We start from the raw sequence: 15753 nt of genomic DNA on the forward strand, positions 1-15753 counted from the left end.
GTACATTTTAAATTTAAAATTTTAATATAAAAATAAAATGCAACAAAACAACGGAATCGATAAGAAGCAAATGATTAGTTTCGCGGTTTTATGCCTGATTCTCTTCGGTGTGATGTTCTATTTCCAGAACAAGCAGATGAAGGAGGAGGAGTTAAAAGCTCAGCAGCAGAAAACGGAACAGGTGAAAAATGCCGTAAAACAAACTCAGGCAAGTAATATCAATCCAGATGTAACTCCGAATGCAATTCAGACAGCTAATCTGTCAAACAAAGAATTGAATGTTGAATTCTCAAGCTTAGGAGGACAGGTTTCTAAAGTTCAGCTTTCAGAATATAAAGCATATAACCACAAAACAGACAAAGCCGATCTTCCGCTTTACCTGATCAACAAAAATAATTCAAACTACGGTTTTCAGTTTAAAGATAAAACAGGAAAAGTTATCAATACTAAAAACTTAGTTTTCTCACCAACAGTTAACGGAAATGCTGTAACGATGACAGCTAACTACAATGGTGCTGTTATCCAGTTTATCTATACATTACTTCCAAAATATACTCTTGATTTTAAAGTAAGAACTCAAGGATTGGCAAGTATTACTTCTGATAATAAAGCTGATTTTATCTGGGATTATAATGTAAGAAACCTTGAAAAAGGTAGAGCTCAGGAGCAGTCTCACTCAGAATTCTCTTATGCCTTCAATAATTATAAAGATTATGATTATGACGGAAGAACAACAATGGAGGAGGAGAAAGAAACTCTTAACTGGATTGGGGTAAAACAACAGTTTTTCTCTTCTGTAATCGAAGCGAAGAACGGTTTCACTCAGAGTAAAGGAAATCAGGATAATGTAGAAGAAGGAGAATATCTTAAGAAATTCAACTATGAAGGTTTCGTTCAGATGACCGGAAGTGAATTGAACCAGGATTTTACATGGTATTTTATGCCATTGGATCTTCCTTTATTGAAATCTTATGATAAAAACTTTGATGAAATTCTTCCATTAGGTTGGTCATTCATTGGAGCTATGAACCGTTATTTCTTTATGTGGTTATATGGAATTATTGCTGCGTGGGGATTATCTGCAGGTTGGGTAATTTTTGTTATGACGATTATAGTGAAGCTTATCTTATCACCAATTATGTATAAGCAGCACAAATTGAGTGCAATGATGAAAGTAATCCGTCCGGAAATTGATGAGGTTAATGCTAAGTTTAAGGACGCAGACCCGATGAAGAAACAGCAAGCTACGATGGAAGTTTATAGAAAAGCTGGAGTAAATCAGATGGCGGGATGTTTACCTGCATTGGTTCAGATTCCAATCTTTTATGCATTGTTCCGTTTCTTCCCGAACTTTATTGATTTAAGAGGACAAGGCTTCTGGTTTGCAAAAGACTTAACAGCTTATGATGATTTGATTAAATTACCATTTAAAGTTCCTTTCTTAGGAGACCACTTAAGTATTTTTGCAATTGCATGTACCATTGTTATTTTAATTTATACCATCATGACTTCAGGTAACATGCAGCAGCCACAACAGGAAGGAATGCCAAATATGAAAGTATTAATGTATATCTTCCCGATTACATTCCTATTCTTCCTGAATACTTCTGCATCTGGTCTTTCTTGGTATTATTTTGTATCCAATGCGATCAACATCTTAATTATTCTTGTTATTAAGTATGTTATTTTGGATGAAAAGAAAATCCATGCCCAGATTCAGGCTAATAAGGAAAAACCGAAAACAGAAGGTAAATTCCAGAAAAGAATGAGAGAGATGATGGAGCAGGCTCAACAGCAACAGCAATCTCAGGAACAACAGAGAAATAAGAAAAAATAATCTTGTCATAAATAAAATAAAAAAGAGAAGCAATTTGCTTCTCTTTTTTTGTTTATAGCTATAGCTTAGCGGCTTTAGTTAATCATATTTTAAACGGAATGATTGTCTGTGATGTTTTGTAGGACCATATTTGATCAGTGCCTCCTGATGTTTTTTTGTAGCATATCCAAAATTTGTATCCCAACCATATTCAGGGTGTTCTGCATGAAGATCAATCATTAATCTGTCTCTATAGTTTTTGGCAAGAATAGATGCTGCTGCAATGGATAATAATTTTGAATCTCCTTTAATGATACATTGATGAGGAATATAATTATAGGGATGGAATTTATTACCGTCTACAAGAATTAATTCCGGTATAATTGTAAGCTGATCTAATGCACGATGCATAGCATGAATGCTTGCGTTCAGAATATTATGTTCATCAATAAATGAAGGGGGAAGCTCGGCAATGGCGTAAGTTTTTACATTATCTTTAATATAACTATCCAGATCCATTCTTGTTTTAAATGTCAACTTTTTTGAATCGTTAACAAGATTCTGTTCAAAACTATCATCTAAAATAACTGCAGCAGCTACAACCGGTCCGCTTAAACATCCTCTTCCAACTTCATCACATCCTGCTTCGATGTATGTATCCGTCCACTTTTGTAATAATTCCATGATAATAATAATGAGCATGTAAAATTATAAAAAGAAATTGATTAGAGATAGCTTTGATGGTTTTTAAATGTGAGAATCGTCAGATTAAAAATTACAGTTTTTAACAATGTGTAAATTCTATATATAAAAGTGTTTTATTGATAACGCTGTAACTGTTTTTTTATAAAGTTGATTAATTTTTATAATTTTTATTTTTTAATTGTATTTATGCCTTTAGCTAGGATGTTTGGAGCTAAATATTCTCTTTTTCGTGAAAATAAAAAACTATGCCAAACATTGTATATAGATGTGGTATGTTATTTTTTTCTCTTTATGGTGATATTTATATGTTTGTAATACAGTTGTTTATGCTTTTTTTGAAGAAAATGAAGTGTTAATTATGGTAATTAAATATTTTATTTAAATATTCAGAAAAAAAGTGATTAATTTTTTTTTAATCTTTGTTAAAGAAAATTATTTTAACTTATTTTAATAAATTATTTGTGGTTAATTTTCTTGATTATTGAACAATCGATATTTTTTTTACATTTTTCTTTGTGTTTTTAATAAAGTTTTACAAATTTGTACGGATACAAAATTAATTTGATATGAAGAAACTAACAACAGGTCTTCTTGTTTTAGTATTGACTTCTTCTTTGGCTGTTGCAAACGCTCAACAAAAGAAAGATACAATCAAAACAAAAGAAATTGAGGGGGTAGTAGTGACTGCACTCGGTATTAAAAGAGAGAAGAGATCTCTTGGTTATTCCACAACGGAGGTAAAGGGAGATCAGGTCTCTAATGTTCCGGTTGCCAATGTTTCAGATGCATTAGCTGGGCAGGTAGCAGGTTTGAACATTACACAGTCAGGAACTATGGGCGGTTCTGCCAATGTAGTTATCAGAGGTATAAAATCACTTACATCAAGTAACCAGGCACTTATTGTAGTAGACGGTACACCAATCAATAACGACACTTTTAACCAGGCAAATATGGGATCTGGAGGAGGAGGATATGATTATGCCAATGGTATGGCTGATATCAATCCAAATGATATTGAAAGTGTAAACGTTCTAAAGGGAGCTGCAGCTTCTGCTCTTTATGGATCAAGAGGTATGAATGGAGTAGTGATGATAACTACTAAAAAAGGAAAGAAATCTAGAAAAATAGGTGTAGAATTTAACAGTTCTGTTACTATCGGAACAGTGGATAAATCAACGCTTCCTAAATATCAACATGAATATGGTGGTGGAACGAATGGAAACTCTTTCTATAAAGTGAATCCAGATGGGACCCCAGATATTAATGGTGATGGTATTGCAGACAATAATATTGTAAGTACTTATAATGACAGTTCATTTGGATCAAGATTCGACCCAAATTTATTAGTGTATAACTGGGATTCTCAATATCCAGGCTTACCAGGTTATTTAAAACCTACACCATGGGTAGCAGGTAAAGATCCTAATATGATTTGGAATACTTCTACAACATATCAAAACTCCATTGCTTTTTCAGCTGGAAATGAGAAAGGAAAATATCGAGTAGGATATACTAATTTTTATCAACAAGGAGCTTTGATAAACAGTGAAATTAAGAAGAATACGTTAGACTTTTCTGCAGATTACAATTTTACAGATAAATTAAATGTATTTACTAATATTTCCTATATCAATACCCGTGGAAAAGGAAGAGTATACACAGGATATGAATCTAGAAACCCAATGCAGGGATTCAGAGGTTGGTGGAACATGAGTGTGGATATGGATAAGCAGAGACAAGCTTATGAACTTACCGGAAAAAATATGACATGGAACCTTCAGGACTGGGAAGAACAGACTGTAGGATATACTGATAACTATTTCTTCAATAGAAACCAAAACTATGAAACTGATGACAGAAATCGTTATTTTGGAAATGTAGGATTAAACTATAAGTTTACAGATTGGTTAAACTTTATGGGAAGATATACTTTTGACACTTTTGATGATTTAAGAGAAGAAAGAGTGGCTAAAGGTTCATCTGATCAAGGACGTTTAAGTAATGGTGGTAAAGGTGAATACTATGTGATGATGCAGAAGGTATATGAAATGAATTATGATGGTATTTTCAATATAAACAAAGATCTTGGAGGTGATTTCAACCTTAATGGAAACATTGGTTTCAACTTAAGAAGAAATAAGAGATATGGAATGTCGGTTGTTACTAATGCCGGATTGAAAGTGGCTGGATTATATTCTATTACAAATTCAGCTGAACCATTAACAGAAAAGAATTTACTAGACTTCGACAATACCAAAAGTAATCTAGGACTATTTGCACAGGCAAGTTTAGGATATAAAAATATGTTATTTGTAGATGGATCATACAGACGTGACAGATCTTCAACACTTCCTAGTAACAAACGTTCATATGGATATTATTCATTATCTGGTAGCTTTGTGTTCTCAGAGCTATTAAAGAGTAAAGACAAGATTAACTTTGGTAAAGTTAGATTGAACTATGCGGAAGTAGGTAATGATACGGATCCTTATAACTTAAGAAACACTTACATATTTAATCCAGGATTTGATGGCGCATTTAATGCAGGTGCTTCTACAATATCAAAGAACCCTGAATTAGGTCCTGAAAGATTAAAGGAGCTTGAAGCTGGTTTAGAAATGGGCTTCTTCAGAAACCGTTTAAGTTTTGATGTTTCCCTTTACAAGCAGAAAACTGAAGACCTAATTACTCCTACAGATATTTCAGGAGGTTCAGGTTTCACCAAAATGTGGGTAAATGCAGGAAATATAGAGAATAAAGGTATTGAAGCAAGATTAACTGTGGTTCCTATTAAAACTACCGACTTTACCTGGGAAGTTACTGCAAACTGGTCAAAGAATAAATCTATAGTAACACATATCAACGGAGATAACGACTTCTTGCCGCTTGCTAAGATGTGGAATGTAACATCAGGCGCAAAATTAGGAGAATCTACAGGTACAATCAGAGGTACTAATTTTGTTTACCTAAACGGTGAGAGAGTTGTTGGAGATGATGGTGCATATCTGATCAGTGATAACCCTCAGGAAGTAATTGGTGATGCTGTTCCAAAATGGAGAGGAAGTATTATGAATACACTTCGATATAAGAATTTCAGCCTTAGCTTCCTGATCGATATGAAAAAAGGTGGAGATGTATATTCGCAGGATATGGCATTCGGATTATTGAGTGGACTGTATGAAGAAACTGCAGGTCTAAATGATTTAGGAAATCCTATCAGAAATAGCCTTGCAAATGGTGGTGGGGTTATTCTTCCGGGAGTAAAAGCAGATGGAACACCAAATGATATCAGAACAAGTTTTACTAATGTTAATAACCCGTATGGATATAACAGAGCGCCTGAAGCAATGCATGTTTATGATGGATCTTTTGTGAAATTGAGAAACGTTACCCTTTCTTATAAATTACCTAAGGAAATGTTAGGAAATACATTTATTGAAAGCTTAACTTTTTCTGTAATAGGAAGAAACTTATGGATCATTCATAAAAATCTACCATATTCAGATCCAGAGTCAATGATGAGTGCTGGTAATGCAATTGGTTTCCAAAATGGAGCTCACCCAACTTACAGAGAAATAGGAGCAAGCGTAAAAGTTGAATTTTAAAAAGAAAAAGTTATGAAAAAAATAATAATTGGATCCCTTGTAGCCCTATCTCTAGCGTCTTGTTCAGATAGTTTTGATGATCTGAACGTGGATCCTAAAAACCCAACTGAAGTACCAGGAAGTTTTTTATTTACGAATGGAGTAAAGAGTTTGTTTGACCAGATGGGAAGTACTAGTGTTAATAGTAATATTTTCAGATTAGTAGCACAACACTGGACCGAAACTCAATATGTATCTGAAACAAATTATGATATACGAAATAGAGCATTACCTGAGGCGCATTGGAACGAAATGTATGGACCTGTTCTATATAGTTTAAAGAAGGCTAAAGAGTCTGTTATAGTTGATACTACCCTTAAGGATGGAGAAAAGAAAAACCAAATAGCTTTTATTACCATTGCGCAAGTATATGCTTGGCAGCAAATGGTAGATGTATTTGGAAATATTCCTTATTCAAGAGCCCTAGAAGGAGTTGATAATACAACACCTGTTTATGATGACGCCTTTACCATATATAAAGATCTTTTAGTTCAAGTAGCTCATGCTTATAATGATATTGATGATACCTCAGAAGGATTAGAAACTGATTTTATTTATGGAGGGAAAATGGAAAAATGGAAAAAATTAGCAGCTTCTCTTAGATTTAAATTAGCCATGAGAATAGCTGATTTTGACCCTGCATTATCTAAGGCAGAAGCTGAGGCTGCTTATAATGACGGATTAATAGCTTCTAATGAAGATAACTTCGTTCTTAAATATCAAAATAATACGGCTAATGCTAACCCTTTGTATGCAGACCTTGTTCTAAGTGGAAGATTGGATTTCGTGCCATCGGATACATTTGTTGATTATCTTAATGACTTAAATGATCCTAGAAGAAGTGTATACTTTGATAATAATAAAATGCCATACATTGGAGGTGTATATGGTTCTCTTAATGAATATTCAGATTTTACTCATTTAGGGAAAATTTTCTATAAACGTGACCTACAAGGAGATTTGATGGATTATTCTGAGATTTCTTTCTTACTTGCAGAAGCAAAAGAAAGAGGGTATAATGTAGGAGCTTCAGCTGCTGCTTACTATACACAAGCAGTTAAGGCAAGTATGGAGTATTGGGGAGTTGCTCAAGACGATATCACTACTTATCTTGCGAGAGCTGATGTTAACTATGCTTCAGCGCCAGGTACATGGAGAGAGAAAATTGGTAAACAGTTCTGGATTGCTATGTACAACAGAGGGTTTGAAGCTTGGTCAGTGTACAGGAAGTATGATGCTCCAGGACTAAGATTACCGGCTGAAACAGGTAGACCAGTTCCTAAGAGATTTACTTATCCAGTAACTGAATCTAACTTAAATAGCAGCAACTACAATCAAGCAGCAACTGCTATCGGTGGAGACCAACAACAGACAAAATTGTTCTGGGACAAATTTTAAACACGCATTTAACAACATTCATATTATACCGCCTTCGGGCGGTTTTTTTATGTCTTTATTTATCATTTTGTGCGGTTATTATTTAATTCTATCTCAGGATTTTATTAATATATACTTTTTTAACATGATTTTATTTAATATTTAGACAAGTTTTATTGAAAAACAATATTCCTTTTCTCTCTTTCAGACTTGTTTTTATTCTTGATTTGCTTTTTTTTAGTTTATTTTTTTTAATTATTTAATAATTAAAAATACTAATTATTGATAATTTGTTAATTTTCTTCTTTTTTCTCTTTGACTTGTTAAGATAGTTTGACAAATTTGTGCGGATATAAAAATTATTTGATATGAAGAAACTAACAACAGGTCTTCTTGTTTTAGTATTGACTTCTTCTTTGGCTGTTGCGAATGCTCAACAAAAGAAAGATACAATCAAAACAAAAGAGATCGAAGGAGTGGTAGTAACTGCTCTCGGTATTAAAAGAGAAGAGAAGTCACTTTCTTATGCTAATCAAACAGTAAAAGCTAAAGATCTGAATTTGACCCAAAATGTTGATGTTAAAAATTCTATAGTAGGTAAAGTGGCTGGTGTACAGTTAAATGGTCAGGCAGGATCTAAGCTTGGGGAGACAGGTAAGCTAAGATTGAGAGGAGCTGTAAGTTTGCTAAGTGATGCTGATCCTATCTATGTATTAGATGGAGTAATTGTGGATCCCAATACTATTGATATGGATATTGTGGAGTCAGTAAACGTATTGAAAGGACCTAATGCAACTTCTTTGTATGGGGTAAGAGCTCAGTATGGAGTTATAGTTCTTACATCCAAAAAAGGAAGCAAAAGTAAGGTTAATGTGGAGTTAAATTCTACTGTCACTGTCGATATGGTTGCTAGAACTATGAAATTTCAAAACTTATATGGGCAGGGAGCTGATGGTGATGCATCATTTAAAATTTTTAAATTTAATCCCGGAACTATGCCTGCCGAATGGGCAGTTCTCGATGGTAAAAGACATCTTGCCGGTAGTAATAATTATACAGATGAATCTTGGGGACCAAGAATGGATGGACAAGATTATATCCCTTGGTATGCATGGTGGAAAGATAGTCCATATTTTGGACAAACAGCCAAATATCAAGCACAGCCAAATAATGTAAAGGATTTCTATGATAAAGCTCTTACGCTAAAGAATTCAGTCTCTGTTTCAGGGGGAAATGAATCATTTATGGCAAGATTATCTTTTACTAATTTAGATCAAAACGGAATTACTCCATATACTTCATTAAAAAGAAATTATCTGAATTTTAGCGGTAATTATAAATTTAGTGATCGTTTATCTGCTGATGCCATTGTAAACTTTTCTGATGGAAGAGTAACCGGAGATTTCGATGATGGTTATAGTAATCAGACTTCTGGGTCATTTAATCAGTGGTTTGGTAGGGATTTAGACATGAGCAAATTAAAATTATTGCAAGATTTAAAAACTCCGGAAGGATATTCTGCTAGTTGGAACTGGTGGGGGCCTGATGATTATTCATCAACTGGTTATGAGGCTAAACCTGCGTTTTGGATTAACCCATATACATGGATGAAAAATTTTAGAAATTATACAGATAGAAATACATTATTGTTATCCGTAGCACCTACATACAAAATTATTGATGGTCTGACAGCTAGAGTAGCCTTTTCAAGAACACAAAATAAATCTACCAACAGATATTTTATGCCTAATTCCTTAGCTAAAAACGGTTCAGGGACAGGTTCCTCAACGCCTGGAGGCTATTTAACAATACTTAATGGTTTTGGAATTAAAGATGATCAATATACTGAAGATCAATATGATGGTCGTTTGACTTATCAGAAGAAATTTGGTGAGTTTGATCTTACAGCAATAGGAGGAGCTAATATCACTAACAGACATTGGGAGGGAAATTCTCAGGTAATGGATGTTACAGGTACAACACAATGGCTTCTTACGCCTGATGTGTTTAATTTTAAAAATACAAATATTCCTGTTATAGCTAAACCCTATGATTACAAACAGCAGTATAAATCATTATATGCTTCTGCTTCAATAGGATTTAAAGACACTTATTTTGTTGATTCATCATTAAGAAATGATATCAATTCTGCATATTTAAATAGTGATAATTCATTTGTTAGTTATTCGTTAGGAGCAAGTGTGCTATTACATAATTTATTACCCAAAAATAATATTGTAACATATTTTAAACTTAGAGCAGGTATTGCTCAGATTCCAGCTGATTTGACAGCTAACCTTACTAACCCTCAATATAGAAATGGAGATCAGCCACTGTCTATTGAAGGTAATTTATATCAGACAGCGTGGTTCCCTACCAGAATTATAAGCAAAGATTTGAAACCAGCTGTGAATAGTAATAAAGAAATAGGAGGAGATTTAAAATTCTTAAAAAACAGATTATCTTTTGGTGTTACTTATTATGATGAAACCAGAAAAGATGAACCAATTCCTGTAACATTAGCTTCTTCCAGTGGGAAATTAGATATTGTGATCAATTCAGCCAATGCTAAAAGAAAAGGTTTAGAATTAGCACTTTCAGGAGATATTTTTAGAAGTGATAATGGATTTAGCTGGACTACTTCAATGAATTGGGCAAAAAATAAATCAACCATTTCGAAGGTGAATGAAAATCTTGAATCTATTCAATATGGTGACGCTAACTCGTTCAGCTATGTATCAATACTTCAGAAAGAAGGAATGGAATGGGGACAACTTTATGGTACTGGGATTAAGAGAGATGCAAGTGGTAATGCTGTAATTAATTCAGATGGTCTTTATGAATATGAACCTAATAAAGCTTTTGGAAGTATATTACCTGAATTTACAGGTGGGTTCTATAATACATTTAGTTATAAAGGGTTGAGCTTAAGCTTTACGATTGATTTTCAAAAAGGAGGTAAATTTTTCTCTCTTTCTGAACAATGGGGTAATTCAGGAGGTTTGTTAGAGGAAACTGCTGCAATGAATGATAGAGGACATAATGTTAGAGATGCAGTAGCAAATGGAGGAGGAGTTCGAGTGGTTGGAGTAAATAATACCGGTGCGCCAGTAGATATGTATGTAGAAGCAAGTACTTATTTTAAACAGTTTCATGCCAATAGAATAGCTGAACCATTTATTCATAGTGCCAGTTATATTAAACTTAGAGAGGTAGCATTAAATTATCAATTACCAAGATCACTTTTTGCAAATACAGGGATTTCTAATATGTCTGTGGGAGTAACAGCAAGAAACCCATGGTTGATTTCTGTTTCAAAAGATAATAAACATCGATTTGATCCTTCAGAACTTTCTCAAAATTTTGGAGAAGATGGACAATTACCATCAACCAGAGGTTTTGGAGTTAATGTTAAAGTCAATTTTTAAAAAATGAAAAAAATGAAAAAACAATTTTTAAATAAAATAATTTGTTGTTCACTGCTAGCTGGTGTTGTTGTTTCTTGTAATAATGAAAATTATGGTGATGATTTTAATAAAGATCAATATGGAATATATTCAGTAAACTATAAATCATTATTAGCGGGTGCCATTATGAATTTTGGACAAAATGCAGGCGAGCGCAGCAATGCTTATCAAATGATGCCAATATTATTTTCTCAGTATCAATCACAGGTTGTTTATACTACAGAGCAAACCTATGGTGATACTCCAGGAGCTTGGGGAAGATTTTATGCCAATCAGATCACTAATTTAAATGAAATTATATCTGCATATTCTAATAATCCATCTCCAGAAATATTACTTCAGGGAAGCGCAGAAAATATGATTGGCGTATCTAAAATTTTTAGAGCAATCATTATGAAAAGACTTACGGATACTTATGGTGATGCTCCTTTTTCAGAAGCTACACAAGCAACATCAGGTATATTACTACCAAAATATGATAATCAAAAATCTATATATGAATCTATTATTTCGGATTTGAAAAGTGGAAGGGATATGTTAAATTCTTCATCTACAAGTCCTGCAGGTGATATTTTATATTATGGAGATATGGATAAATGGAAAAAACTAGCTAATTCTGTATTACTTCAGTCTACATTACAATTATCTAAAAAATATCCATCAGCAACAGGTTACGCAGCTACAGAGTTTAAATCAGCTCTTACTAATTCTGCAGGAGTAATCGAGATAGTATCTGATGAGGCATGGTATACAATTTCTCCGGGAAATTCATATCCTAATCCTTTATCCGATTTTAGATCAGCTGATTTTCGTATTTCACGGGAATTAGTAGAATCTTTAAAAGGATCTAATAACGCTTTTAATAAAACATCCAATCATACTCCTGATACACGCCTGACTTTATATGCCAATGCTGGAAATATGTCTGCAGTTGGATTACCATATGGCTATAATTCTAATGATTTAACTGCGGCAGATTATTCAACAGCAGGAACTTCTACTGTGAATGTAAAATTTAGAAGTAATAACTCAGCTATTAATTTAATGACAGCTGGATATACCTTTTTAAATAGAGCTGAAGCTGCTTCAAAAGGCTGGACGGGTGAAGATGTTGCTGATATGTTAACTAAAGGAATAATTTTAAATTATAATACTTTAGATGACCATTATGTATTAAATACAAATACTTTTAATAGTGTTGAAAATCCTTTTGGCGGAACTAAAATAACACCCAATGCAACAGCTTATGCGAGTGCCAGAGTTGCTGATATTACAGCATTTGGTGCTGAGAGAGTAATTGGAGAAGAAAAATGGATTGCTCTATTTATGAATGGCTTTGATTCATGGGCTGAGTTTAGGAGAACTGGCTATCCGGCTTTATCACCAGCACCAAGTGCTGTAAACGGTGGAGTAATTCCAAGAAGATTAAGATATCCTATAGAAGAGGTAAATTTCAATAACTCTAACTACTTGAAAGGAGTTCAGGGATTATTGCCAGCTGAAGATAAAAACACTTCAAAAGTCTGGTGGGATCAATAAACTATATTTAACAACATTCATATTATACCGCCTTCGGGCGGTTTTTTATTGGAACAAAGCACAAAAAAAGAGGTCTTTATGACCTCTTTTTTCTATCCGCCGCAATTAACGGACTTAGGAAGGCAAGCTCCCCATTCCCGACATTGTTTGTAACCATCAGGACATGTTCCCCACGGTTCGCAGCAAGGTGCATTTCCGGCAGTAATTTTTTTAAGCTCTGTTTTGGTGATTTTTTTAAGATTTTTCATAATAAAGTTTTGTTTAATGAGTATGATAAATATATGGAAAATATAGACAAATATTTGATTTTCAGAATAATTATTCAAAAAAAACTCAAATAATTGAATGTCTGCAATCTCATTATAGACTTGTCTTTTTTATTTCACTAAATTTGTACTTTAAATTTTGACATGAATATTAAAGATATTATAGAAAAGAAACTTTCGGAAGTCATTTTAAATGTATATCAATTAAAAGACATTAAGCTGGAAGTTCAGGAAAATAAAACGGAATTTGAAGGCGATTTTACCATTGTTACTTTTCCGTTGGTTAAACAATTAAAGAAAAATCCAGAAAGTATAGGGGTTGAATTAGGTGAAGCATTAACTGAACAAACAGAATTGTTTGAAAGCTTTAATGTGGTAAAAGGTTTCCTTAATGTTAAAGTCAAAAATCAACTGTTTATAGATAACTTCAAATCTGTACACGATAATTTTTCAACAATAGATAAGAAAAATTCAACTGTAATGGTAGAATATTCTTCACCGAATACCAATAAACCATTGCACCTTGGGCATATCAGAAACAACCTGTTAGGATTCTCTGTTGCTCAAATCTTAAAAGAGGCTGGATATGATGTGATCAAAACCCAAATTATCAATGATAGAGGGATTCATATCTGTAAATCAATGTTAGCTTGGGAAAAATTCGGAAATGGTGAAACTCCTGAAACTACCAATACAAAAGGTGATAAATTTGTTGGAAACTACTATGTAGAATTTGACAAGAATTATAAAAAAGAAATCTCAGAACTTGTAGCTGAGGGAATTACAGAAGAGCAGGCTAAAAAAGATGCTCCGGTAATGAAGGAAGCGCAAAAAATGCTTTTAGATTGGGAAAATGGAGATGAAACGGTAAGAAATCTTTGGGCTGAAATGAATTCTTGGGTTTACAAAGGATTCAACGAAACCTATAAAAGATTAGGCGTTGAGTTTGACCAGGTTCAATATGAAAGCAATACTTATATTTTAGGTAAAGACCTTATTCAGGCTGGATTAGATAAAGGTGTTTTATACCAGAAAGAAGATGGCTCCGTTTGGTGTGACCTTACTGATGAAGGGCTTGATCAAAAATTATTATTACGTTCCGACGGTACTTCAGTGTATATGACTCAGGATTTAGGAACGGCGGTTGAACGTTTTAAGCAAAATGATATTCAAAAGCTGATCTATACGGTAGGAAATGAGCAGGATTACCACTTCCAGGTGTTATTTAAGATTCTTAAAAAATTAGGATATGAATGGGCAGATCAGTTATTCCACCTTTCTTACGGAATGGTTGAGTTGCCGGAAGGAAAAATGAAATCCCGTGAAGGAACGGTAGTAGACGCTGATGACTTAATGCAGGAAATGTACGAAACGGCAAAATCTAAAGCTCAGGAATTAGGGAAGCTGGAAACTCTTTCTGATGAAGAAAAAGAAGCTTCTTATGAAACGGTAGGGCTTGGAGCTTTAAAATATTTCATGCTGAAAGTGGATCCAAAGAAAAAAATGCTTTTCAATCCGGCTGAAAGTATAGATTTTAATGGTAATACAGGACCGTTTATTCAATATACTTACGCTCGTATCCAATCATTATTATCAAAAGCTGAATTCAATTATAAAGAAACGAATGATGTAACTTTGAATCAGTTTGAAAAAGAGCTGATCATGCAATTAGCAAACTTTAAAATGGTAGTAGCCAGATCAGCAGAAACATTAAGCCCAGCTTTAGTGGCAAACTATGTTTATGACCTTGTAAAATCATACAATTCATTCTATCAGAATAATCCGATTCTGAATCAGGATGATGAAAACATTAAACAAATTCGTCTGAATCTATCCGATCTTACAGCAAAAACGATCAAAAAATCGTTGGAACTATTGGGAATAGGAACAGTAAACAGAATGTAAAATAAACAAGCCTCCTGAATTTTTCAGGAGGCTTTTTCTATATCTGTTGTAAAATTTTTGTATTGGAATGACGCTAACTCCAAATCCCGATTCAGGTCTTATCATTATCTTCTCCATGCATTTTCTTCAGACTATCCGCATAAAGTTTAGCGGCACTCCATCTGGCATGTTTTGAAAGAGTAACCGGATATCCTTTTTTATAAGTGTAAACTTTAGTGAATTTCGCTCCGAAAAAGATGAGCATACAGGAATAATTAATCCACATCATAATCAGAATAACAGTTCCGGCAGCACCAAATGTAGAAGTAGGTTTTACCTGATTAAAATAAAGACTCAATAGGAATTTTCCCAATGTAAAAAGAAGTGCCGTTAAAAAAGCGCCTCTCCAAACAGGCTTCCAGCTGATCAAAACATCCGGGAGGACTTTAAACATAAGCGCAAATAAAAGCATGACAAGCCCAAAGCTTATGGCAAAATTGATCAATTCTGCAACAAGATAAGCTTCCAATCCGAAATATTGAGTGATAATCTTACTGAAAAGGCTGATGAGTGAAGATAAAATCATGGTAATCATCAACAGAAATCCCAAGATAAGGATCATTCCAAGAGAGTTGGCTCTATCCAGTAAAAACTTCAGAAGAGCCTTTTTAGGAGCAGCTTCTACATCCCAAAGTGAATTTAGAGAATGTTGTAACTGAAAAAAAAGAGTCGTAGAACCGAATACCAAAGAACCGACTCCCACTGCTTTCATAAAAAAGTTTTCTTTATCAATAAGGGCGCCGGCAAGCATTCCTTCAATACTTATCGCTACATCCTGCCCCATAATTCCGCTGATTTGAGTGCTGATCTGCCCTCTGATGGCTTCCTCACCAAAAAAATTACCAAGTACCCAAATGATAATGATCAATAATCCAGGGATGGAAAAGATGGCATAATAAGCAAGACTTGCTGAATCTTTGGACGCAGAAGAGTCGTTCCATTCCGTAAATGTGTCCTTTAGAACTTCCCAGAAAAATTTTAAATTATTGATCATA

Annotated in this window: 9 protein-coding genes; 6 read left to right on the forward strand and 3 right to left on the reverse strand. The window is 33.8% G+C overall.

The window, feature by feature from the left end:
* Nucleotides 1-37 precede the first annotated feature (37 nt).
* Entirely contained in the window at nt 38-1837 is a 1800-nt protein-coding gene (gene yidC / locus AC5YGG_RS12995) for a membrane protein insertase YidC (RefSeq protein WP_496144894.1), read from the forward strand.
* 78 nt (nt 1838-1915) lie between these two features.
* Here the strand turns inward: yidC and rnhB are convergent, their stop codons facing one another.
* A complete protein-coding gene (gene rnhB / locus AC5YGG_RS13000; RefSeq protein WP_496144895.1) occupies nt 1916-2500 on the reverse strand; it encodes a ribonuclease HII in 585 nt (194 codons plus the stop codon).
* A gap of 587 nt (nt 2501-3087) precedes the next feature.
* Here rnhB and AC5YGG_RS13005 point away from each other — a divergent pair.
* The 4 genes from AC5YGG_RS13005 to AC5YGG_RS13020 all read left to right on the forward strand — a co-directional run bounded on the left by AC5YGG_RS13005 (nt 3088) and on the right by AC5YGG_RS13020 (nt 12548).
* On the forward strand, nt 3088-6126 hold the full coding sequence (locus AC5YGG_RS13005; protein ID WP_496144896.1) for a SusC/RagA family TonB-linked outer membrane protein: 3039 nt from the start codon (nt 3088-3090) through the stop codon (nt 6124-6126).
* Nucleotides 6127-6213: 87 nt separating this feature from the next.
* Nucleotides 6214-7563 (forward strand): SusD/RagB family nutrient-binding outer membrane lipoprotein, encoded by a 1350-nt coding sequence (locus AC5YGG_RS13010; RefSeq protein ID WP_496144897.1) that lies wholly within the window; start codon nt 6214-6216, stop codon nt 7561-7563.
* A 347-nt stretch (nt 7564-7910) separates the two neighbouring features.
* A complete protein-coding gene (locus tag AC5YGG_RS13015; RefSeq protein WP_496144898.1) occupies nt 7911-10970 on the forward strand; it encodes a SusC/RagA family TonB-linked outer membrane protein in 3060 nt (1019 codons plus the stop codon).
* A 12-nt stretch (nt 10971-10982) separates the two neighbouring features.
* Entirely contained in the window at nt 10983-12548 is a 1566-nt protein-coding gene (locus AC5YGG_RS13020; RefSeq protein WP_496144899.1) for a SusD/RagB family nutrient-binding outer membrane lipoprotein, read from the forward strand.
* Between the two features lie 92 nt (nt 12549-12640).
* Here AC5YGG_RS13020 and AC5YGG_RS13025 read toward each other — a convergent pair whose 3' ends face one another.
* Nucleotides 12641-12796: a bacteriocin-like protein gene (locus AC5YGG_RS13025; protein WP_496144900.1), complete on the reverse strand. Its 156-nt coding sequence runs from the start codon at nt 12794-12796 to the stop codon at nt 12641-12643.
* Nucleotides 12797-12958: 162 nt separating this feature from the next.
* On the opposite strand from AC5YGG_RS13025, the gene argS reads away from it, so the two are divergent.
* On the forward strand, nt 12959-14719 hold the full coding sequence (gene argS, locus AC5YGG_RS13030; protein ID WP_496144901.1) for an arginine--tRNA ligase: 1761 nt from the start codon (nt 12959-12961) through the stop codon (nt 14717-14719).
* A 91-nt stretch (nt 14720-14810) separates the two neighbouring features.
* Here the strand turns inward: argS and AC5YGG_RS13035 are convergent, their stop codons facing one another.
* Nucleotides 14811-15752: a YihY/virulence factor BrkB family protein gene (locus AC5YGG_RS13035; protein ID WP_496144902.1), complete on the reverse strand. Its 942-nt coding sequence runs from the start codon at nt 15750-15752 to the stop codon at nt 14811-14813.
* Nucleotide 15753: the final 1 nt, after the last annotated feature.

The sequence above is a fragment of the Chryseobacterium sp. CS2K3 genome (assembly GCF_059515185.1).

Bases quoted from the DNA above. Each gene is read 5' to 3' on its own strand.
- AC5YGG_RS13035 (WP_496144902.1), bottom strand. From the start codon at position 15,752: ATGATCAATAATTTAAAATTTTTCTGGGAAGTTCTAAAGGACACATTT.
- rnhB (WP_496144895.1), bottom strand. From the start codon at position 2,500: ATGGAATTATTACAAAAGTGGACGGATACATACATCGAAGCAGGATGT.
- AC5YGG_RS13015 (WP_496144898.1), top strand. From the start codon at position 7,911: ATGAAGAAACTAACAACAGGTCTTCTTGTTTTAGTATTGACTTCTTCT.
- AC5YGG_RS13020 (WP_496144899.1), top strand. From the start codon at position 10,983: ATGAAAAAACAATTTTTAAATAAAATAATTTGTTGTTCACTGCTAGCT.
- AC5YGG_RS13005 (WP_496144896.1), top strand. From the start codon at position 3,088: ATGAAGAAACTAACAACAGGTCTTCTTGTTTTAGTATTGACTTCTTCT.
- AC5YGG_RS13025 (WP_496144900.1), bottom strand. From the start codon at position 12,796: ATGAAAAATCTTAAAAAAATCACCAAAACAGAGCTTAAAAAAATTACT.
- yidC (WP_496144894.1), top strand. From the start codon at position 38: ATGCAACAAAACAACGGAATCGATAAGAAGCAAATGATTAGTTTCGCG.
- argS (WP_496144901.1), top strand. From the start codon at position 12,959: ATGAATATTAAAGATATTATAGAAAAGAAACTTTCGGAAGTCATTTTA.